Annotated in this window: 21 protein-coding genes; 4 read left to right on the forward strand and 17 right to left on the reverse strand. The window is 27.7% G+C overall.

Features of this window, described 5'->3' with window-relative positions; all coding sequences use genetic code 11:
- Positions 1-93: 93 nt before the first annotated feature.
- Complete coding sequence (locus tag ACQ3F0_RS17020; RefSeq protein ID WP_428866553.1) at positions 94-723, reverse strand: HD domain-containing protein; 630 nt, start codon at positions 721-723, stop codon at positions 94-96.
- Between the two features lie 153 nt (positions 724-876).
- Between ACQ3F0_RS17020 and ACQ3F0_RS17025 the strand changes: the two genes are divergently transcribed.
- A complete protein-coding gene (locus ACQ3F0_RS17025; protein ID WP_428866554.1) occupies positions 877-1,158 on the forward strand; it encodes a LysO family transporter in 282 nt (93 codons plus the stop codon).
- Complete coding sequence (locus ACQ3F0_RS17030; RefSeq protein ID WP_428866555.1) at positions 1,155-1,751, forward strand: LysO family transporter; 597 nt, start codon at positions 1,155-1,157, stop codon at positions 1,749-1,751. The genes ACQ3F0_RS17025 and ACQ3F0_RS17030 overlap by 4 nt, the downstream gene beginning before the upstream one ends.
- A gap of 115 nt (positions 1,752-1,866) precedes the next feature.
- Here the strand turns inward: ACQ3F0_RS17030 and ACQ3F0_RS17035 are convergent, their stop codons facing one another.
- Both ACQ3F0_RS17035 and ACQ3F0_RS17040 read right to left on the reverse strand, forming a co-directional pair.
- Positions 1,867-3,222 (reverse strand): citrate/2-methylcitrate synthase, encoded by a 1,356-nt coding sequence (locus tag ACQ3F0_RS17035; RefSeq protein WP_428866556.1) that lies wholly within the window; start codon positions 3,220-3,222, stop codon positions 1,867-1,869.
- Positions 3,223-3,608: 386 nt separating this feature from the next.
- Positions 3,609-3,791, reverse strand: a complete 183-nt coding sequence (locus ACQ3F0_RS17040; RefSeq protein WP_428866557.1) for a hypothetical protein — start codon at positions 3,789-3,791, stop codon at positions 3,609-3,611.
- Between the two features lie 204 nt (positions 3,792-3,995).
- On the opposite strand from ACQ3F0_RS17040, the gene ACQ3F0_RS17045 reads away from it, so the two are divergent.
- Positions 3,996-4,664: a CvpA family protein gene (locus ACQ3F0_RS17045; RefSeq protein WP_428866558.1), complete on the forward strand. Its 669-nt coding sequence runs from the start codon at positions 3,996-3,998 to the stop codon at positions 4,662-4,664.
- Between the two features lie 127 nt (positions 4,665-4,791).
- Here ACQ3F0_RS17045 and ACQ3F0_RS17050 read toward each other — a convergent pair whose 3' ends face one another.
- The 5 genes from ACQ3F0_RS17050 to ACQ3F0_RS17070 form a co-directional block, all read right to left on the reverse strand.
- Positions 4,792-5,052 carry an HPr family phosphocarrier protein gene (locus ACQ3F0_RS17050; RefSeq protein ID WP_428866559.1) on the reverse strand — a complete coding sequence of 87 codons (261 nt, stop codon included), beginning with the start codon at positions 5,050-5,052 and terminating at the stop codon, positions 4,792-4,794.
- 190 nt (positions 5,053-5,242) lie between these two features.
- Positions 5,243-6,271: a CotS family spore coat protein gene (locus tag ACQ3F0_RS17055; protein ID WP_428866560.1), complete on the reverse strand. Its 1,029-nt coding sequence runs from the start codon at positions 6,269-6,271 to the stop codon at positions 5,243-5,245.
- A gap of 23 nt (positions 6,272-6,294) precedes the next feature.
- Entirely contained in the window at positions 6,295-7,047 is a 753-nt protein-coding gene (locus ACQ3F0_RS17060) for a hypothetical protein (protein WP_428866561.1), read from the reverse strand.
- Between the two features lie 10 nt (positions 7,048-7,057).
- Positions 7,058-7,246 (reverse strand): hypothetical protein, encoded by a 189-nt coding sequence (locus tag ACQ3F0_RS17065; protein WP_428866562.1) that lies wholly within the window; start codon positions 7,244-7,246, stop codon positions 7,058-7,060.
- 11 nt (positions 7,247-7,257) lie between these two features.
- Complete coding sequence (locus ACQ3F0_RS17070) at positions 7,258-8,274, reverse strand: CotS family spore coat protein (RefSeq protein WP_428866563.1); 1,017 nt, start codon at positions 8,272-8,274, stop codon at positions 7,258-7,260.
- Positions 8,275-8,489: 215 nt separating this feature from the next.
- On the opposite strand from ACQ3F0_RS17070, the gene ACQ3F0_RS17075 reads away from it, so the two are divergent.
- Positions 8,490-9,599, forward strand: coding sequence for a glycosyltransferase family 4 protein (locus ACQ3F0_RS17075; protein ID WP_428866564.1), 1,110 nt, complete (start codon positions 8,490-8,492; stop codon positions 9,597-9,599).
- 34 nt (positions 9,600-9,633) lie between these two features.
- On the opposite strand, the gene ACQ3F0_RS17080 is transcribed toward ACQ3F0_RS17075, so the two are convergent.
- The 9 genes from ACQ3F0_RS17080 to yhbH form a co-directional block, all read right to left on the reverse strand.
- Positions 9,634-10,794, reverse strand: a complete 1,161-nt coding sequence (locus tag ACQ3F0_RS17080) for a galactokinase (RefSeq protein WP_428866565.1) — start codon at positions 10,792-10,794, stop codon at positions 9,634-9,636.
- Positions 10,795-10,885: 91 nt separating this feature from the next.
- A complete protein-coding gene (locus ACQ3F0_RS17085; RefSeq protein WP_428866566.1) occupies positions 10,886-11,899 on the reverse strand; it encodes a LacI family DNA-binding transcriptional regulator in 1,014 nt (337 codons plus the stop codon).
- 225 nt (positions 11,900-12,124) lie between these two features.
- Positions 12,125-13,111: a UDP-glucose 4-epimerase GalE gene (galE, locus tag ACQ3F0_RS17090; RefSeq protein WP_428866567.1), complete on the reverse strand. Its 987-nt coding sequence runs from the start codon at positions 13,109-13,111 to the stop codon at positions 12,125-12,127.
- A gap of 394 nt (positions 13,112-13,505) precedes the next feature.
- Positions 13,506-14,888: a radical SAM/SPASM domain-containing protein gene (locus ACQ3F0_RS17095; protein WP_428866568.1), complete on the reverse strand. Its 1,383-nt coding sequence runs from the start codon at positions 14,886-14,888 to the stop codon at positions 13,506-13,508.
- A gap of 243 nt (positions 14,889-15,131) precedes the next feature.
- Entirely contained in the window at positions 15,132-16,235 is a 1,104-nt protein-coding gene (locus ACQ3F0_RS17100) for an iron-containing alcohol dehydrogenase family protein (protein WP_428866569.1), read from the reverse strand.
- A gap of 132 nt (positions 16,236-16,367) precedes the next feature.
- Positions 16,368-16,871 (reverse strand): ferritin, encoded by a 504-nt coding sequence (locus ACQ3F0_RS17105; protein ID WP_428866570.1) that lies wholly within the window; start codon positions 16,869-16,871, stop codon positions 16,368-16,370.
- A 119-nt stretch (positions 16,872-16,990) separates the two neighbouring features.
- A complete protein-coding gene (locus ACQ3F0_RS17110) occupies positions 16,991-18,055 on the reverse strand; it encodes a mannose-1-phosphate guanylyltransferase (RefSeq protein WP_428866571.1) in 1,065 nt (354 codons plus the stop codon).
- Positions 18,056-18,246: 191 nt separating this feature from the next.
- On the reverse strand, positions 18,247-19,614 hold the full coding sequence (locus ACQ3F0_RS17115; protein WP_428866572.1) for a SpoVR family protein: 1,368 nt from the start codon (positions 19,612-19,614) through the stop codon (positions 18,247-18,249).
- A gap of 279 nt (positions 19,615-19,893) precedes the next feature.
- Positions 19,894-21,063, reverse strand: coding sequence for a sporulation protein YhbH (yhbH, locus tag ACQ3F0_RS17120; RefSeq protein ID WP_428866573.1), 1,170 nt, complete (start codon positions 21,061-21,063; stop codon positions 19,894-19,896).

A 21,063-nucleotide genomic window follows, 5' to 3' on the forward strand; every position in this document is an offset into this window, starting at 1 on the left:
CCTAAAATAAATATACTGTTTTGATTTCAAATGTTATTTTATCATTTAATGCTTACTTATACCACAAAAAGAGTAATTGTCAAATTATTTTTTCTAAATTTCTTTAAATTCCTTACACTTTTTAACAAACAAATCTATATTGTTTTTCTCTTCTCTTACTTTTTCCTCCGTCATGCCACCTCTACCTAACCTATCACAGATAGTTAATAATGCTATTTCATCAATGGAAACTTCCTTTGTCAAATTTTCTAGATTTGCAAAAGGTAAATCCTTTACTACAAAAAGAGCATTCATATGCCATCGAACTAATGATGCAACTCTTATTATGAATTCTTCGTCTTCAGTTAACTCTTGCAAAAACTTAATTGCTAATTTTCTTCCATACCTATCATGATCATATGATACAATTCTTCCTTTTTTTAATTTTGTTGTAGGATGTTTCCCTAAATCATGTAAAAGAGCTGCCCACATAAAAGTTTTTTGATCCATGCTCTTTTTTTTCATATCAGCAGCCATATCTACCACTAGCATTGTATGATTCCAAACTGATCCTTCGGGATGATATTTTAAATTTTGAGGTACTTCTTTCAACACACTTAACAATTTATAAGGATACATTTCACTAATTGACTTATCTTTAAAGATTTCTTGAAAATAATTTGATGGCTTTTCATCTTTTAAAAGATGCTCTGTAAATTCATTAAATAGTTTTTTCTTTTCCAAATAAAATTCACCTCAGTACTATATTTTTTAAAATCATACTTACATAATTATACTTCTAATATCTTCCCTTTTTCATTACATAGAGTTATAATGTACAAGGATAATTAAGTTTATGTATTATTTACCGTTTATTTTTTATAAGGAGAGTTGAGAATGTTAGGAATATTAATATCATTAACAATAGGAATCATTATTGGGCTTTTATTTAAATTTTCTCCTAAACAGAAAAAATTAATTTCAAATTTACAATTAGTTGGAGTAACTTTTTTGCTGTTTTCTATGGGAGCATCTATGGGAACCCAAAAATCTATTATATCTAATTTAAGAAACATTGGTAAATCATCTTTATTTTTTGCAATTAGCACTTCATTATTCAGTATTATTGTAGTTTATTTATTAACTCGCATATTTATAATAGGAGACCAAAAAAAATGACGTATATAATTGTATTATCTATTATTATAGGAGCTTTTACTGGCCATTATATTCTACCTGCCAATATGGCGACTCATTTAGACTCAATCTCTAGTATTAGTCTATATATACTAATTTTCTTAGTAGGAATAGATGTTGGAAATAACAAATCTTTATTAAAAGATTTAAAGAACCTTGGTTTTAAAATTTTATTTGTGCCTTTTGGAATAATTGTAGGAAGCCTTTTTGGCGGTGTTATAGCTAGTTTACTATGTGGTATGTCAGTAAAAACCGGTTTATCTATTGCATCAGGTTTTGGCTGGTATAGCCTATCTGGTGTACTCTTAACCAATTTATGTAACGCTGAAGTAGGTACTATCGCCTTTCTTACTAACGTATTAAGAGAGCTCTTTGCGGTTATCACAATACCTATCTTGGCAAAAAAGCTTAATTTTTTTACAGCTATTGCCCCAGCTGGTGCCACTTCTATGGATACAACACTGCCACTAATATCAAATGCTACTAACTCTGAAGTAGCAATTGTTTCATTTATAAATGGGGCTTTACTTACTGCACTAGTTCCTTTAATGGTTACTTTTTTCTTTACAATGTAAGAACAAAGGCTTTGTTTTAAGCTCTAGTTCGTTTTTTATTTCAACAGTAAACTTTTTATTCAATATCAATATTAGTTTAAAACATAGCAAAAAAACTGTAGCATTGGCTACAGTTTTACCTTCTATTTTTTAAATCCACATATTCTTGATTAGGTTCTATATTTTGATAAGCCGGTCTAATTATTTTAGGTTCACTAACTATTTGCTCTATTCTGTGAGCACACCACCCTGCAACTCTAGCTGTTGCAAATATCGGAGTATACAATTCTTTTGGAATATTAAGCATATCATATACAAATCCAGAGTATAAATCTACATTTGCACATATATCCTTACCATTTTTAATTTCTTTAAAGATTTCTATAGTTAATTCTTCAATATTTCTATAAAATTCATACTCAGAAGTTCTATTTTTCTCTTTTGCAAGTTCATATGCCTTTTCTTTTAAAAGTACTGCTCTAGGATCAGATATAGTATAAATTGCATGCCCCATACCATAAATTAGCCCTTTTCTATCAAAAACTTCTTTTTTCAATATTCTATATAAATAATCTTTTAACGCTTCTTTATCTCTCCAATTTGAAACATTTTCTTTTATATTCTCTATCATTTGAATAACTTTTATATTAGCGCCGCCATGCTTTGGTCCTTTTAAAGATCCTACCGCAGAAGCAATTGCAGAGTAAGTGTCTGTACCTGTAGATGAAACAACATGCGTAGCAAAACTTGAATTATTACCACCACCATGTTCTGCATGAAGCACTAAAGATAAATCTAATAATTCAGCCTCTTTTTCTGTAAATTTATTATCCGGTCTAATAAGATGAAGTATATTTTCTGCTGTATCTAGCCCAGTATTAGGAGAGTGTAAATACAAACTTTTTTTATCATAATAATGTGCTTTTGCTTGATATCCATAAGCTATAAATGATGGAAATCTTGAAAGCATCTTAATACTTTGTTCAATCAAACCTTTTACACTAATATCGTCTGGATTTTCATCAAAAGAATATGATACCAGAACACTTCTTTGTAATTTATTCATAATATCTTTACTCGGAAATTTTAAAATCATATCTTCAATAAAACCTTCTGGTAATTTTCTATAATTGGAAAGAATAATTTTAAACTCCTGAAGTTCCTCTTGTGAAGGAAGTCTTCCAAAAAGCAATAAATAACTTATTTCTTCAAATCCGTGTCTTTTCTCATTTTGAAAGCCATTTACTAACTTTTTTAGACTTATCCCTCTATAATTAAGTCGACCTTCTATAGATGTTTTTTTACCTTCATTCAGTACATACCCATGAACACTTCCAACTTGAGTAAGACCAACTAAAACCCCGGTTCCATTGTTATTTCTAAGTCCTCTTTTGAGTTCATACTTATCATATAAACTTGTATCTATTTTATTATTTATCTCTGCTTTTAATGCAAGTTTATCAAAAATATTATACTTTAAGTATTCAGACATTAAATCCCCTCCTTATTTAACTTACGCAATTTACTTAAGCCCCAAAATCATATAATATATATATTCTAACATAACAGATTAAATAATTAAATACTTATTTACTTTTATGAATATTAATGCATGATTAGCGTGGTTTTATTTATAATAATACAATATCAGTAAATACATATTTCATTTCTATATTTTTACACAATACTTTTTTAGATCTTTTTCTATGTGTTTTGCGCATTTAACAGTAATAACGTTCTATGTATACACATCAGATATTAATTATTGCGATTTAATTTCCTCAAAAATGCAAGAAAGTTTATGAATAATTCATAAACTTTCTTGCATTATTATATTTATGCATTTTTTCTAGAACGCTAATAAAATTCATTAATAAATTAATTTAAACTTTTCTTATCTATTCCATAATACTCGCTTAAGACTCCCTTTTCTCCATTTGTTAGATTTATTAATCCATTTTCTTTTTTAATATACTCATCAGCTGATATTTCTAACAACTCTCCTATTTCAGCTTCACTATTTCCATTGGCTTTCCTTAATTCTTTTAAGTTTTCATTCATTTATTTCACCCCATTTATTTTCTCAAAGTATTCATTATATATATAGTTTAACCTCTTGATAATAGCTCATACTGCATAATATATTACGAATAACCCACTTTGATTATTTTTTGTATTTTTCTAATTAATTTTGTTATAATTACTTAAGGCATTATTAGTAAAGTTTCTTAATGGATTTTCTATAATTGGAGGGTAAGTAGATAAATGAATAATTTTGATTTAACCATTTTAATAATAGTTGCTTTTTTAGCTTTCGTTGGATATATTAGAGGTTTTTTTCTCAGTTTAGTAAATTTAATTAAATATATAGTAGCAGTTATTGGAACTAAGATTTTATCGCCATTTGTAATCGTATTTTTGTGGGAATCATCATTAAGAGAAAACTTATTTCACTTTGTGTCTCAAAAATTAACGACTTTAAACTTAGAAACATACTTTTTTTCAAATAGCTCGCTTGAATCTTCTAGTTCTCAGATACCTTTATTTAAAAACTTATTTGAGAACCATTTATTAAAAGCAGAAAATTCATTTTCAGAATTTTTCACAAAAATGTTTATTTCAGCTATTGGAACATTAATAACATTTTTAGCTATATTATTTGTATTAACAATATTCACAAACATAATCAATAGAACTATAAAAAAATCAAAAATTCTCAATGCATCTAATAAATTTTTAGGACTTTTATTTGGACTTCTAACTAGCATATTGATTATAATCATAATTTTAGTAGTATTCGCACCTCTAATTTACACCTATAGTTTAAATGATTCAATTGCTAATTCTAAAATATTAAATTTTTTCTATAACAGTAATTTATACATTAAAATCTTATCTGATTGGACTAAATATTTTCCTGCCATTATAAAATAATTAAAATTGCTACCAATATAATAAAGCTAAGTTCCTAAAAACTTAGCTTTATTAATTGTATTTTATAATTTTAATAGAAAAATTGCATAATTATTATAATCATGCAATTTGCTTTTTAGATATTATATTAATCTTGTAAATTAGCAATAAAATCTACTAATTTTTCTACAGCTAGCTGTTCATCATCGCCCTCTGCTTTTATTGTAATAACAGTCCCTTTATTCATACCTAAAGATAAAACATTTAACATACTTTTACCATTAGCTGTTTTTTCACCTTTAATTAAAGTAATGTTACTCTTATATTTCATTGCCTCTGCAATAAAAAGAGATGCCGGTCTTGCATGTAACCCAGTTTCATTAATTATTTCTACTTGTTTTTCGTACATATAAACTCCTCCTTAAAATTTTATCTCAGCCCATTTGTTATCCAAAAATATTCTAATTTCTCTACCACTCTTTTAATTATATATTATTTTGAAGTTTTTTTCACATTAATTTTATATTTTTTATAATTTTTTCTCTATAATTTTTTTCTTATTAAGTTTTACACAAAATAAAAGCCAAGTTAAAAATAACTTAGCCTAAATACTCCATCCTATATTTATTTAAAAACTCTTCTTTTGACCAATTTAAAATAATTTTATTTTCAAACCTTTTTATAAAGGTTTTATATTCCCAATCTTTTAACCTAGTATAATAGTTTTTAGTAATATCATATATATCTTTTGGGAAAGATAAAAATCCATACATTACTGATAACTCATTTTGTTCTATATTATTTATTGAATTATATATCTTAAGAATCTTTCTACAAGCACTAAAATCATATACATTATTCTTTTCAATTTTATTTATGAAATTACTTAAATCATGTATTTTTAAATCTATTACTGCATAATCAAAATCTATAAAATAAGTTTCATTATCCTTTATTAAAAGATTATGATGTGCTAAATCATGATGACAAAGAATAATTTTGTTCTCCTCACTACATAATTTGTAATAATTTGATGCTTCCAAAAATTTTATGCTATCTTTCATTTGCTTTTCTATTCTTGGATAAATTTCTAAGAAAGTTTTATCGAATTCATTTTCTTTATTTAAATTTGCTATGTTATAAAATAACTCCATCTGCTTTAACTTAACTTTAAAATTTTCTATCATATTCCCACATATATTTTTATTTGTATTGTAATATTTAAATCCTTCAGATGCTATGTGCAAATCAGCTATTCCTTTAGTATTTGTTTCCACATCAATTGGATTATCAAATTGACTTTCTCTCCCATCAATCATATCCATAATAAAATAATAATCTTCCTTCCACTGATAAAAATTTTTTCCATCCTTTGTCTTATTTATTTTCATTATTCTATCAAAACCATTTGACCTAATATAATCTAATCCCTTTAAAATAAAATTATAAGTTTCAAGATTATAATTTATTCTTTTTAAAATCTTATAACCTTTATCTGTCTCTAATATAAATATTTTTCTCATAGGAATTATATCAATAACTTCAAAATCATAATTATTAAACACATTAATATTCAAATCATATTTAACCAAATCGCTTTTATTTTTTATCTTTATTACATGAAGCATTTTTACACCTCTATTATTTACTATTATGTGGATTTCATTTCAATTTTTATTTTATTCATATATTTTTTTTCTTTTTCCCAAGAAATACTTTCATTATAAAATTTTTTATTAGTAAAATATTTTATTGCATATTTTATATAGTCATAAGGATAATCCAATAAACATTTAATGTATTCTTCACTAAAGTGATCTAATTTTTCTTCTTTACAATATATATTTATTAATTTTTCCCAGTTTAGAACACTCCCTTTTATTTTTGTCCTAGATATTAAGAAAAAAACATCATTCTCATACATGTCTAAACAGCACCGATTTAATGTTCCATAGTGTATACCTTTGTTCTGCCATAAGTTTGAAAAACAACTATTTCCAATACATATTTCTTCTCTTTCCATACATCGTTTTAATAAGTTATTATACTTTTCATGTTGTGCAATATAGTAAAGATTTTGTGTCTTTGCAAAAAATCCCGAAATGTTATCTAATAAAAATTCTTCGAAAGTACTTTTTTTCTTTTCACCTTTTAGTTCACTAATATATTGGTATGCAATTTTCTGTTTATTCTTAAATTGTTGTATTAGAGATCCTCTTTTATCGGGAATTTTATTCCACATTTTTGGGATATATCCTCTACAACTGTCATGAAACTTAACTATCAACATAAGTTGGTTTTCAAAGGTTTCATCATTTATTACCACTTGTTCACTGTGGTTATTACCTATATTTACACCATTTCTACTTAAAAACTCTTTTAGAGGATCTAATCCATTTTTCATAAGTTCACCTCTATTTCAATTCTTTACTGTATTTTTTCATTAAATACTTTTTCTCTTTTTGTAATTTTTTAAGCTTCTTCTTTTTTTTATTAATTTTTTTTAATTGCTTAACATATTCTTTAAGTTCATCAACAGATTTTTCGTATTCGTTTAAATCCAAATCATCTTTTACAAATTCTTTAATATTTTCTTCATTCATATCAACACCCCCTAAATTATCTGCCTTACTTTTTTATTCTTAAATTCATTAATAAAGCTTTGTTTTTTATCTCTATCCTCAATATAATGTGTTAGCTTTTTCATGAAAAAATCAATACCCCAATTTTTCTTCTCCCAATAATATTGTATCCCTCTTTGCCAATAATCCTGGGGAAATTCCATAAAAGCTGCCATAATTGGTATATCGCTATCCTTAATAGGATAAATTTTATTATATTCACTAATAATTTCCTTAGAGTTCTTTATACTCCAATTATTATATTTCATCCTCCGAATTAAAAGAGATGCTAAATCATGCAAATGAGTATCTAAAATACAATAATCAAAATCAATAACATAAATATTATTAATGTCATCAATTAAAATATTATGATATGCAAAATCATGATGACAAAATCCTTTTAATTCTATTTCCTCTTTCATACTATTAAAATATAAACTTTTTTTTAAATTATTAATTGAATTTTCAGCTCTTATTAATTCTTCATCCATTACATTTAGATAAGTTTTATCAAAAATATCCATAGAAGTTTTTTTTAGAATTCTTTCTTTAAAATCAAGAATTTCACACTTTCTAGTAGAAAATGTATCTATCCACTTTAACCATCCAACTCTAGGTTTCATATACTTTTCTATTTTGAAATTTTCACTCTTCAAATGAAGTTCAGCAAGCTTTCTACTTACTATTTTCAACTGCTCTTCATTTGAATAGTCACTTTTTTTTGCATTTACCCATTCTGTAAAATAAGCATATCTTCCATCTAATTCTATATAGTCTTTATTATCATCAGTTTTTATTATCTGTGGAATATTTTCGAAATTATTATTTTGGAGATGTTTTATTGCTGCTACAATAAACAAAAAATGATCAATACCGTAATTAATTGTTTTTAAACAATATTCTCTTTCTGTAGTTTTTATTTTGAATACATTTTTTAATTGTTCAATGGATTGAATTTTTAAATTATATCTTTTTTCAACATATGATTTCACTTCATCTTTATCCAATTCAAATCCTCCAAATATTTTTCTCATTTTATTATATGATTAATAATTTTACTATGTGATTATAGCTTTTAATGCCAATAGCCTTCTGAAAATGAACTTATGCATTGTTTTGTCTATATTCAATGCACGATGCATAAAGTTATAAGAACTATATAATCACATACAGCTTGTATACTTAATAATTTATATTATGAGGTTATTCAAGGAGTGATTTAATGAAAATTGCTATAGATGCAAGAGGAATAAATCTGTACAAAGGTACTGGAATTGGTACTTATACAGAAAAGTTGCTACTAAATTTAATTAATTATAAAGAAAACTATTATAAATTATTCTGGACAAAAGGAAATCGTGATTCTTTTTCTAAAAGCAATGTAGACATTACACTTACCGCTAGTAAATCTCACAAGTTTTTTAATGACTATTATATCCCTAATAATTTAAATAATTCAGATGTCCAAATTTATCATGTCCCTCAAAATGGAATAGGCTTAAATGAAAGCATAAATTGTAAAAAAGTAATAACAGTACATGATTTGATACCCTATTTAATGCCTGAAACAGTAGGCAAAGGTTATATAAAAAAATTTTTAGCTCAAATGCCAAAAATCATTGATTTATGTGATGGAATTCTTACAGTATCGAATTGTTCAAAAAATGATATCATTAGATTCTTTAATGTAGATGAAGATAAAATATTTGTAACTCCACTTGCAGCAGATAGCAAATATAAGCCTTTAAATAAACATGAATGTATTGCATACACTGAAAAAAAATTTGGTATCCAAAAACCTTTTTTACTCTATATAGGTGGTTTTAGTCAAAGAAAAAATGTTAAAGAATTGATTTTGGCTTTCTTAAAAACTTATAAGTCTCTAAAAAAAGATTACTGTCTTGTAATCGGAGGTTCTAGAAAAGATCTAGGTCAAAAATTATATAACCAATTTAATCATCATGAAAACATCATGTTTACTGGGTATATTGAATCATTTGAATTGCCTATATTATACAACGCTGCTGATTTATTTGTATATCCTTCATTATATGAAGGTTTTGGGCTTCCCCCTCTTGAGGCAATGAAATGTGGAACACCTGTAATTACATCTAATTTATCATCAATTCCAGAGGTAGTGAAAGATGCCGGAATACTTATAAATCCTTATAAAAGAAATGAATTACAAGAAGCTATAGTTAAAATTTTAAATAATGATGATTTAAGATTAGAATATATAAAAAGATCCTTAGAAAGAGCAAAAGACTTCAATTGGCAAAAAACTGCTACTATAACTGAAAATGCTTATAGAACTATAATTGAAAGTAATTAATACTTAAAACCAGGCCATTAGCCTGGTTTTATATTTAAACTATCTCATGTGTTCCTTTTCCAATTCCACTAAAATAAAAACTTGGTTCATATCCAATTTTTTTAGTATACCTATCTTTAACCATTTTAGTAAACTCTTTAATTTCAGATGATAAAACTAAGGCTATGGCACACCCTCCAAATCCTGCACCTGTCATTCTAGCTCCAATACAACTATCTACTTTTAAAGATTCAGATACTATAGTATCAAGCTCTTTTCCAGTAACCTCATATAAATCCCTTAAGGAATTATGTGAACCAGTTAAAATTTCTCCAAATTTAATTATGTCCCCATTATTTAAGTAATCAAAAGATTCTTTAACCCTATTATTTTCGAAAACTGCATGCTGTACTCTTTTTCTAACAGTTTCATTCTCAATTTTATTCTGTAATTGAATAAAATCATCTGTGGATAAAACACAAAGACTATTAATATCCTTATATTGTTTTAATATATTAAGAGCTTCTTCACACTCTGCTCTTCTTTCATTGTATTTCGATTCATTTAGGGCTCGTCTCTTATTTGTATTCATTAAAACAAGAGTATACTCTTTTAAATCTACATCAGCATATTTATATTCTAATGTATTACAATCCAATAAAATTCCTTTATTCTTTTTACCCATTCCTACTGCAAACTGATCCATGATACCACAGTTTACTCCAACAAAATTATTTTCACAATTTTGACCGATTTTAACTAGCTCTACTCTATCAATTTTGTCATTATTAAATAAATTATTAACTATTACCCCTATAAGTAATTCAAGAGACGCCGATGATGATAATCCTGCTCCATTTGGAATATTTCCACATATTAAAATATCCATTCCACCAACATCATATCCTTTTTCCTTCATAATTTTAATTACACCTTTGGGATAATTTGCCCAATCATCATCTTCAAAAAATTTAATATTCTCTAATTGGACAGAAACTTTCAAATCAAAATTAGTGGAAGCTAAATTTATTATGTTATCATCTCTTCTACTTACTATCCCATAAGTTCCAAATTGTAAAGCACATGGAAATACATATCCTCCATTATAATCAATATGCTCTCCTATTAAATTAACTCTACCCGGAGAAAAAAAGCTTTTATATCCCTTATCACCATATATTTTTTTAAATTCACTTACTAGCTCTTTGTATTCCATCATAAAACCTCCTAAATAAACTCTTTCAGAAAACCTTTTCTATAAACAGTCAATATACTCTTTTCTATATGCTACTTAATTAAATAATAACCTATATACTTCTACAACTATCTCGAATAATAAGTTTAGTATTTAATACAATTTTCCTTTTATTTTTTATCTCTTTCTCAATAATATTAATCAATTCTAACGCTGCTTTTTTCCCAATCTCCTTCATTCTTAAATCAATTGTTGTTAGCTTAGGACTACAAATCTTAGATAATAAGGTATTGTCACAACTTATTAATGAAATATCATCAGGAATTTTCAATCCTAAATTTTTAGACGCATTAATTACACCTAGAGCCATAAGCTCATTGCAAGCAAATATTGCAGTTGGCCTATCTTTATCTGAAAGCAATTCTATAATTTTCTTTTCAACTATTTCTACTACATCCACACTGTTACTTTGTTTAACTGTAAGTATATTTTTATAGTCTAAGTGTTTCTCTTCTATAATATTTTCATATATTTTTTGCTTAATATCATAGGAATAACTTTTTTTACCCCGTACAAAAGCAATTTTAGTATGATTTAACTCCAATAAATATCTAAAAGCTTCCTTAGTACCAACTTCTTCATCATATGATATAAAATTACTATCAGCACCTTTTCCAGAACCATTGATAACAATCGTAGGAATAGTACTACTTATATTATCTATAAGCCCCTTTTCCATATTTTCATAAGTTGGATTAATTACTATCATACCATCTATTTGTCTGGATTTATGTGTCTCAATAAGTTTTTTCTCTTCAGCTACATCTCCATAGGTATTAGACAGCGATATGGAATATCCTTTAGCTTTTACATTATTCTCAAATTCTTCTACTATTGTAGGGAAAAACAAGTTTGTTATCCCAGGTACAACAACACCAATCATAGATGTCTTCTTTGTTATTAAACTTCTAGCCATTTCATTAGGCTTATAATTAAGACGTTTTATTGTTTCTTCTACTTTGATTCTTGTTTCTTTTTTTACAGGATAATTATTATTTAGAACTCTAGAAACAGTAGTTATAGACACACCTGCTTCTCTCGCCACATCGTTTATTGTAACTGCCATGTATTTACCTACCTTTTTTATTTTATTAGAAATGCAAAGCAATTAATAGTTGTAAGGTTTAAGTTATAAGTTATGGATACCTTTCACGGAGTAAAAGTACCTTATTTCAATCTGCAAAGCAGATAAAGACTTAGTTAAAGATTTTCTGAAAGAAAATAATCCTTAACTGTGCACTGTAAACTGTGCATTGTCCACTGAAATAAAATGTGGAAGTAATGACACAATTTATTTCATGTATCCATCTGGATGATTATTATGCCATTCCCAAGCAGTTTCTATTATAGTTTCTAATGAATCATACCTAGGTTTCCAATCTAATTCTTTTTTTGCTTTTTCAGAAGAAGCTATTAATATTGCTGGATCGCCTGGTCTTCTCTCTGCTATTTCAGCTTTTATTTCTTTTCCAGTGACTTTTCTTGTAACATCTATTACTTCTTTTACAGAAAATCCTTTCCCATTACCTAGATTATATGTTTTACTTTCTCCACCATCTCTCAATTTGTTAAGAGCCATCAAATGAGCAGATGCTAAGTCAGTTACATGAATATAATCTCTAACGCATGAACCATCTTCTGTATCATAGTCATCCCCAAAAATCATTATTTTATCTCTTTTTCCAAGAGCCACTTGTAATATTATTGGTATTAGATGAGATTCAGGTCTATGATCTTCTCCAATTTTGCCACTAACATGCGCTCCAGCAGCATTAAAATATCTCAAAACAGTATATTTTATTCCATAAGCATTATCACACCATTTAAGAATTCTTTCAACAGCTAATTTTGATTCTCCATAAGGATTTGTTGGAAAAGTTTTATCTTCTTCAAGAATTGGTGTGTTTTCAGGCTCCCCATAAGTAGCTGCTGTTGAAGAAAACACAATTTTATAAACACCATAATCATTCATTGCTTTTAATAAGCTCAATGTTGAACCTACATTATTTTCAAAATATTTTATTGGATTTTCAACACTTTCTCCAACAAGAGAATCTGCCGCAAAATCAATAACAGCTTCAATTTTATTTTCAGTAAAAACTTTATCTAAGATAGCCCTGTCTCTTAAGTCACCTTCATAAATTTTGCCATCTAGAATCGCATCTCTATGCCCCTTTTGAAAATTATCTAAGATAACCACTTCTTCTCCATTTTCAAGCAATTCAGCAACCATATGGCTACCAATATACCCTGCTCCTCCACAAACTAATATAGACATTTTTTATACTCCCCTTTCATAGAAAACCTTTTCTATATTTATAATATCAAACCCTCTCTTTTAAATCAATAGTTATTTTAAGACAGACTTATTATAAATAGCGAAGAAAAGCACTTCGCAATTTATAGTGACAAGTTACAAGTGATAAGTGACAAGTTATGGATACCTTTCGTAAACGAAAGCTTTTAATTAAACAAAAGATAAAAAGAATCCTTTTGCGTAGCAAAAGTACAGTTTCCATCATCGAAGATGATAAAAGCTTAGTTTAAAGATTTTCTGTAAGAAAATCATCATCAACTTGTCACTTGTAACTTATCACTTGTCACTATTTTAGTTCGCATTTTATTTCAGATACTAAAAAACACCTCAAACAATTGAGATGTTTTTTAGTTCGCTATCCTTTTGAAAACTTATCATTTCCTTTTTCATTGAATACTTTTTCCCATTCTTTATCCGCATAAGGTTTCCACTCTTCTGAAATCTTTTTGATATTATCAATAAAATTTTTATCATGAAGCATAATTTGTCCACCATCATCTGTAGGTTTTGCTCCAACTTTTGAACAAACATCTCTTACTACTTCAGGATTGTCTATCATCATACAAGGTCTAAGCATATTTTTGTTATATGGTTGTATATGTCTAAGTTCTTTAAAGAAAGGATCTCTGAATGCTTCAACTAAAGGTTTTCCTTTTAAATTTTTTGAAGCAAAGTGCGCAAAAATACAAGGTTCTACATCTTCATTTACATTAACATGGCAGAAGAATTTACCTGCTATACATCCACCAACATATGGAGCATCATTAAAGAAATCTATTGTAAAATAAGGTTTTGTTCTTCTTATTTCTCTACTTCTTTTACCTAAATACACTCTTTGCTCTGGTGTCAACATCATGTTAAAATTAGGTTCTTTTGTTCCAACAGGCATGAACAAGAAATACCAGTTCATTTTTGCGCCTTTTCTAACTAGCTCATCTACAAATTCATCCGATAATACTGAATCAATATTTGTTCTTGTTACCGCTGTAGATATTCCAAATAAAATCCCTCTATCATTTAATAAATCCATAGAATGCATTACTTTTTTATAAACACCTTTTCCTCTTCTTGCATCAGTTTCTTTTTCTTTTCCTTCAACTGATAACATTGGGAATACATTGCCTGATTTTTGAAGTCTATCTGCTATTTCATCATCAATCATAGTACCATTCGTAAATGGAGAGAACATAACATCATCATATTTCTCATAAATATCCAATAATTCTTTATAGAAAAATGGCTCGCCACCTAATACTATTATATAATAAATTCCTAAATCTCTTGCTTCTCCTATAATTCTGTCCACTTCTTCAATAGACATTTTAGGCTTGTTCAACATGTCAGTTGCATAACATCCATTACATCTCAAATTACATTGCATTGTTGGACTTATCAATAACACAAATGGAATTTTTGTATCTTCCTTTTCTAACATCTTAGCTCTTTTAGATCCAGCAAACCAATTAGCATTTGCAAAAAAGTTAGTAACAAATTTTTCTAAACACTTTTTATTTGTATCCTTAAGGATATTTTGAATTAATTTGTAGGTTGCAGGTTGTGTTTTATAGAATTTATAAACATAGTCAATTTGTTGAATCTGTTTATCATCTTTTGTCATTTTCTTGATCAATTCAAATATTTTATCAACATTTTCTTCTGGGTTTTTATAAATGGTATCCACAACTTTCTTAAGTAAAGTTTGCTTAACGCTTTTTTCTATGTTGTCCTTAATTCCCATGTTTATTCCCCCTTAAATATTTTATATTAACGAAGTAGTTATAATGTAAGATTAATTTAGTTTAACTCTTCAATGTTAGGTTCTATATTTCATTATAGAACCAAATGACTAAAAGTCAATATTGCAATAGAGGTGTTTACAGACTTTTAATATATTTGTATTTATTGTATTTTTTTCCTTCTGTAGTTTATTTATATGAAATTTCTTTTAAAATATTCAAAAGACTTTCGCTAAGCGAAAGTCTTATTTTAGATTTACTTCATATATATTTTTTAATACTTCAAAATCAACTTTTCCAGGATGATTTTTTAATTTCATTTCATTTTTACTCATAGCTTCTGCATACTTAATAATATCTTCCTCACCCAGTTTAAACTCAGTACCAAACAATTTGATCAAATACTCTCCAAATTCTTTTACTGATTCAAATCCAGTTAATAATAAAAACATTTTTACTTTTTCTTTGTTAGTCTCATTACATAATTTTAAATAACCTTCCAGAACAAGTCCATTCGCCTTACCATGTGGAACTCCATGAAAATAAGTTAGATGGTATCCCATGCCATGAGGTAATGAAGTACCACATTGAGCAATGACTAATCCACCTAAAGTAGACATTAACAGCAGTTTTTCTCTAATTTCAAAAGAATATTTTCTTTCTAATAATTCCTCTTTGCACTCTGAAAACAACCTAAATCCTTTTTCTGCCGAAGAATCACTTATTATGTTGGCATTGACATTTAAATACCCTTCCATTAAATGAGATAATGCATCAATACTAGTATTAACAGTAACCTCATCTGGACAAGTTTCCAAATATTTCGCATCTAAGAAGGCATATCTAGGAAAAACTTTGTGAAAAAAGTTTCTTTTTGTTTTTGTTCTATGATCAGTAAATATAGCGAATGGTGTAACTTCAGTGCCAGTTCCCGCTGTTGTTGGTATCGCAATAATTGGTATAGATTCTAATCTAGGTCCATTAAATAAATCTTCTACTTGGAAATTGTTGTTATTAATATATACACCAATACCTTTTGCGGCATCTATAGGAGATCCTCCTCCTACTCCAATAATAAAATCAACATTTTCCTTTCTTCCAATTTCACCAGCTTTTTTAACAGTATCAATTGATGGATTCTCTTCTACTTCATTAAATACTAGGTATTTACAGCCAATTTCATTCATTAATTTTTTTATCTCATCTAATGAACCATTTTTTTTAGAAGATGATTTTCCTGTAATAATAAAAGCTTTCTTCCCAAACACTTTTAATAAATCAATTTTTTCTTTGAGTATATCTTTTCCATAAAAAACTTCTGTAGGCATATAATATCTAAATTGTTCCAAAATAAACTCCTCCAATTCTAATATAGCTAAACTTTCTATATAGTCTATCCATACATTAATCTCTTTATAATAATATTATACCATGTACACAAGAACAAAGAGACCTAATCTAAGGTCTCCTGCATAAATCTATTAAACCGGTGGTGTAAATACTCGTTGTGCTAAGTCTGAATCAATCATGTATATGCCGTTATTATCTTCTCCGACTCTTTTCAATTTGCTTAGTATTGTTGAAAAATTTGATTCTTCTTCTACCTGTTCATCTATGAACCACTTCAAAAAACTTATTGTAGCATGTTCTCTTTCTTCAGTTGCAATATCTGTTAATAAGTATATTCTGCTAGTAACAAACTTTTCATGTTCTAATCCTTTTGAAAATACATCTATTAGAGACTCAAAGTCATTTTCTGGCGTATGGAGCGATTCTAACTTTACTCTTCCTCCCATTTCATTAATATAATTAAAAATTTTCATCGCATGAAAATTTTCTTCTTCAGCTTGAACTTTGAAAAAATTTTCAAATCCTGGTAAATCTTCCGAAGCAGCGTATGCCGCCATCGCTAAATAAAAATGAGAAGAATATAATTCATAATTTATTTGTTTGTTCAATTCACTAAATAATCTTTCGCTGATCATCCTTTTATCCTCCTTAATTGCACTTTTGTTTTCCCTTGCTTTTTCTAATTTAATTATATATTACTTAACTAATAATGTAAAGTATTAAATAATGATTATTATTTAATACTTTTCACTCGTTACAGATACTCTTTTTTATTATCTTCTACCAATCTATTAACTAAATACTTTATTTCTTGTTCCTTATCTTTTGGCATTACCAACAAAACATCATCTGTATTAATTATAATTAGGTCTTTTAACCCGAACCCAATTATTAGTTTCTTATTACCAAATACATCGCAATTTTCACTTTGTTCTAAGAAAGTGTTTCCTTTTATATTATTCCCTCTATAGCTATCAAAAAATCTAGCTAATGCAGAAAAACTCCCAATATCATCCCATTCAAAATTACATTTAATTACATAGGCCTTTCTAGTTTTTTGCATTATTCCGAAGTCAACAGAAATACCATCTATTAAATTATATTGTTGATCTATTATTGTTTCTTCCTCATCTGTATCAATGTATTTATATATTTCCATTAAATTTTTATAGGTCTTTGGTAAATATTTTTCCATTTCTCTTAAGAACACGTCTACTCGCCAAACAAACATACCGCTATTCCATAAATATGAACCTGTTATAAGAAAATCCTTTGCCACCTCAATATTAGGTTTTTCAGTAAATCTATCTACTTTATAAGTTGGCATTTTACCATACATTCTTTCTCCCATCTTGATATAACCATATCCTGTCTCAGGTCTAGTAGGTTCTATTCCAAGAGTAACTAAGCCTCTTCTTTTTTGAGCAATCTCTAATGCAACTTTAATTGTATCTAAAAACTTTTTTTCACCTTGTATATGATGATCTGAAGGTAATACAAGCATAACCGCATCTTTGTCTTTTTTTAACAATTTAATCGCTGATAGCCCTATACAAGTAGCAGTCTCTTTATTTGCTGGTTCCACATAAACATTATCTTCGTTTATTTCATCTATTTCATCTATAACATCCGCTTTATATTTTTTGTTAGTTATAATGTAAATATTCTTTATATCCACCAAAGATTTAACTCTGTCTACTGTATTTCTTAAAAAACTTTTTTCATTAATTATATTTAAAAATTGTTTTGGTTTTTTCTCTCTGGATAATGGATATAGCCTTGTCCCTTTTCCCCCGGCTAAAATCAAAACGTATACCACTCTTAGCACTCCAAAAAATTATTATATATTATCCTATGTATCTTATATAAATATAGTGAACAATTAATTCAATTAATTAAAAAGTCACAGTTGAAATAAATTACGAACTTGTTCGTAATTTATAAAAGTTGCCCCAAAATTAACAGCTACTTAAAATAAATCCAAATAAAAAAGATATGGCTATAAAAGCCTTATCTTTTCATTATGTTTTTATTTTTATCACAAATAATATTTAATTCTTTATCTAACCTCTTTGTTTTCAGGATTACCTTATGTTTCCATAAATCTACAATGTATTTTACAGTATTTTCTGCATATCCCAACTCTAATTCTCTACCATCATAAACATGTTCAATAGTAAGAGTTTTATCACTAGGAGACATATCTATAACTCGTATATTTGGAATAGTTCCTACTCCACAAGTATTACTTAAAGTGTTCCTTATTTCTTTCCAACCTGGATCATCAGGCACCTCTTCAACAATATAGTCCCTGCCATGCTTCCCATACTGGAATAAATTCAATTCTTGACACAATTCTTCAGTAAGATATCGTCTAATAAATGACGAATCTCTCTCCATCAATCTTACTTCGAACATTTTCTCTCTTCCATATTTTTTTTCGATATCTTCAAACATTTTAAATCCTAGATAATAAGGATTCATTCTACCCAGTATTGGTGCAATTACATCATTATGTCTCTTAATAAATTCGAAATTCATTGACTGTGGCAAATCTAGTTCTTTTAATATATTGTAGTGCCAATAACTTGCCCATCCCTCATTCATAATTTTTGTTTCAATTTGAGGAATAAAATACTTAGTCTCTTTTCTCACAATTTCAAGAATATTAATTTGCCATTCTGCTAATTCTCCATACTTACAAATAAAATAAATTAAATCATCCTCCGGTTCTATAGGTATTTTTTCTATTTTTGGAGGTTCTTCTTCTTTATAAGGTTTTAAAATATCAAATTCATCAGTATTTTTTTTATAAGAATCCATTTTTCTCTTTACCATTTCTTCATGAGTAATACGTTTTTCTCCAATAACTTTAGACGTTTGAAACTTTATTGCATGAGCTGCATCAATCATCTTTTCAACCTCAGCATAGCCTATACTTGGATCATTTATATAGCTTCTTACAAAACTAGCATTATTCTTAAATGACTCTAAAGTATAATCCGCATCTGTTCCGTCAGTAAACATTCTATTGTTTTTGAAGAAATCATTATGACCATATACATGGGCAATTGTTAATACCTGAAGTAACAAAGAATTATCTTTCATTAAATATGCCAAACAAGGATTGGAATTTATAACCATTTCATATGGAAGCCCTGTTAAATTATACTGATATAATGTTTTTAATCTTTCATATGCTTTACCATAACTCCAATGCGGATATTTTGAAGGCATTCCAACATAAACTTCATATGCAATCATATCTTTATAGCTAATTATTTCAAATTCTTGTGGATAATAATTAAGTCCTATTTTTTGCGCAATCTTCTCAATTCTATTATTCCATTGCATTAATTCTTCTACTGTATAGTCCAAAGAACCACCCCGCTCTAGAATTTTGCTGAACAAAATTCATACTAAGGTTATTCCATAAAAAGTAATTTAGTAGAACTTCAACCACAATATGAATTGTCAGAAATCTTTAATCTGCAATATATAGCGTCAGAACGCATTAATCTGTGGTAGATATTGTGGTTGATTTTAGTTCAACTTACTTTTTGTGGTTTAACCATACTGAAATATACAAGTCACAATCCTCAGTTTATGGTATTTTTCAATAGAGAATTGTGACCCGCAAACTATAAACTAAATAATTTAACTCTTAAATACATCTTGAACTAAAATTCTCTTTAATGTTGGCCATAAATCTTCTTTATACTCTATGGATGCAGTAGTAAAATTATTCTTTTTAACATCCTTTTTTAATTTTTCTTTTATAGTATTGTAGTAACTTTGTCTTCCAATTTCTACATAACCAAATAAGTTTGATATATCACATAAGTTGTTTGCAGCAGTTACTGCTCTCTCATTGTCATCAGCCCAGTTATCTCCGTCACTTACATGAAAAGCATATATATTCCAAACTCCAGGGTCATATCTTTCATCAATAACTTCTAGCGCTTTGTTATATCCACTTGATATATAAGTTCCACCTGATTCTGCTTTATGGAAAAAATCATGCTCATTCACTTCTTTCCCTGTGGTAGTATGAGAAATAAATATCACTTCTACGTTTACATACTTTATTTTTACAAATTGATATAAAAGGAAGAAAAATGATCTAGCCAAATATTTTTTATTTTGAGTCATAGAGCCTGACACATCCATAATACAGGCTATCAAAGCATTACATTCTTTTTTAATTGTAGGCTTAATCCTATGGTATCTTAAATCATCTTCGTTAAATGGAAATCTTTCGATGTTATCATCTAAATTTTGTTCTCTTAGCCCTTTTATATATCCTTGTCTTCTTTTGAGTTTTTCCATAACAGTTCTTTTTTTTGCAAGTCTCGGCCTTATTCCTCTTTTTTGGTAACCAGATCTTTTTGTTGAATTTTCTGTTTCAATTTCCGAGAATTTTTTCTTATTCATATTAGGAAGTTCTAATTCTTCAAATAAATAGTTGAGTATATCTTCGATGGTTACTTCTGTTTCATAAATATCTTCACCCTCATTGTTACCCGCACCATTTTTACCTTGACCCTTCCCATCAGATTTGTCAGTTCCTATTTTATCTCCTCTTTTTTGGTTTCCATCTCCACTACCTACTCCATTAGAGTTTTTTCCATAAATAAATTGATACTCCTTTAAACCTCTAATAGGAATTTTGATTTTCTTGTTCTTACTCTGACCTATAATGCTCTCTTCTGATAAAATATCTGCTAGATTTTTTTTAATTGTATCTTTTACTAGTTCTTTATGACGCCTTCTATCTTCTACTGCTCTATCGTGATCAATGGGATTAAACTGTCTGAAAATTGCCAT

This window comes from Clostridium sediminicola, assembly GCF_050402865.1.
Classification (GTDB): Bacteria; Bacillota; Clostridia; order Clostridiales; family Clostridiaceae; genus Clostridium_AF; species Clostridium_AF sediminicola.

Excerpts from the sequence above, each read along its gene's own strand:
- ACQ3F0_RS17085 (WP_428866566.1), bottom strand. The coding sequence starts at position 11,899 with ATGGCAGTTACAATAAACGATGTGGCGAGAGAAGCAGGTGTGTCTATA.
- ACQ3F0_RS17050 (WP_428866559.1), bottom strand. The coding sequence starts at position 5,052 with ATGTACGAAAAACAAGTAGAAATAATTAATGAAACTGGGTTACATGCA.
- galE (WP_428866567.1), bottom strand. The coding sequence starts at position 13,111 with ATGTCTATATTAGTTTGTGGAGGAGCAGGGTATATTGGTAGCCATATG.
- ACQ3F0_RS17030 (WP_428866555.1), top strand. The coding sequence starts at position 1,155 with ATGACGTATATAATTGTATTATCTATTATTATAGGAGCTTTTACTGGC.
- ACQ3F0_RS17075 (WP_428866564.1), top strand. The coding sequence starts at position 8,490 with ATGAAAATTGCTATAGATGCAAGAGGAATAAATCTGTACAAAGGTACT.
- ACQ3F0_RS17055 (WP_428866560.1), bottom strand. The coding sequence starts at position 6,271 with ATGCTTCATGTAATAAAGATAAAAAATAAAAGCGATTTGGTTAAATAT.
- ACQ3F0_RS17065 (WP_428866562.1), bottom strand. The coding sequence starts at position 7,246 with ATGAATGAAGAAAATATTAAAGAATTTGTAAAAGATGATTTGGATTTA.
- ACQ3F0_RS17035 (WP_428866556.1), bottom strand. The coding sequence starts at position 3,222 with ATGTCTGAATACTTAAAGTATAATATTTTTGATAAACTTGCATTAAAA.
- ACQ3F0_RS17105 (WP_428866570.1), bottom strand. The coding sequence starts at position 16,871 with ATGATCAGCGAAAGATTATTTAGTGAATTGAACAAACAAATAAATTAT.
- yhbH (WP_428866573.1), bottom strand. The coding sequence starts at position 21,063 with ATGGCAATTTTCAGACAGTTTAATCCCATTGATCACGATAGAGCAGTA.
- ACQ3F0_RS17060 (WP_428866561.1), bottom strand. The coding sequence starts at position 7,047 with ATGAAAAATGGATTAGATCCTCTAAAAGAGTTTTTAAGTAGAAATGGT.
- ACQ3F0_RS17080 (WP_428866565.1), bottom strand. The coding sequence starts at position 10,794 with ATGGAATACAAAGAGCTAGTAAGTGAATTTAAAAAAATATATGGTGAT.
- ACQ3F0_RS17025 (WP_428866554.1), top strand. The coding sequence starts at position 877 with ATGTTAGGAATATTAATATCATTAACAATAGGAATCATTATTGGGCTT.
- ACQ3F0_RS17040 (WP_428866557.1), bottom strand. The coding sequence starts at position 3,791 with ATGAATGAAAACTTAAAAGAATTAAGGAAAGCCAATGGAAATAGTGAA.
- ACQ3F0_RS17045 (WP_428866558.1), top strand. The coding sequence starts at position 3,996 with ATGAATAATTTTGATTTAACCATTTTAATAATAGTTGCTTTTTTAGCT.
- ACQ3F0_RS17095 (WP_428866568.1), bottom strand. The coding sequence starts at position 14,888 with ATGGGAATTAAGGACAACATAGAAAAAAGCGTTAAGCAAACTTTACTT.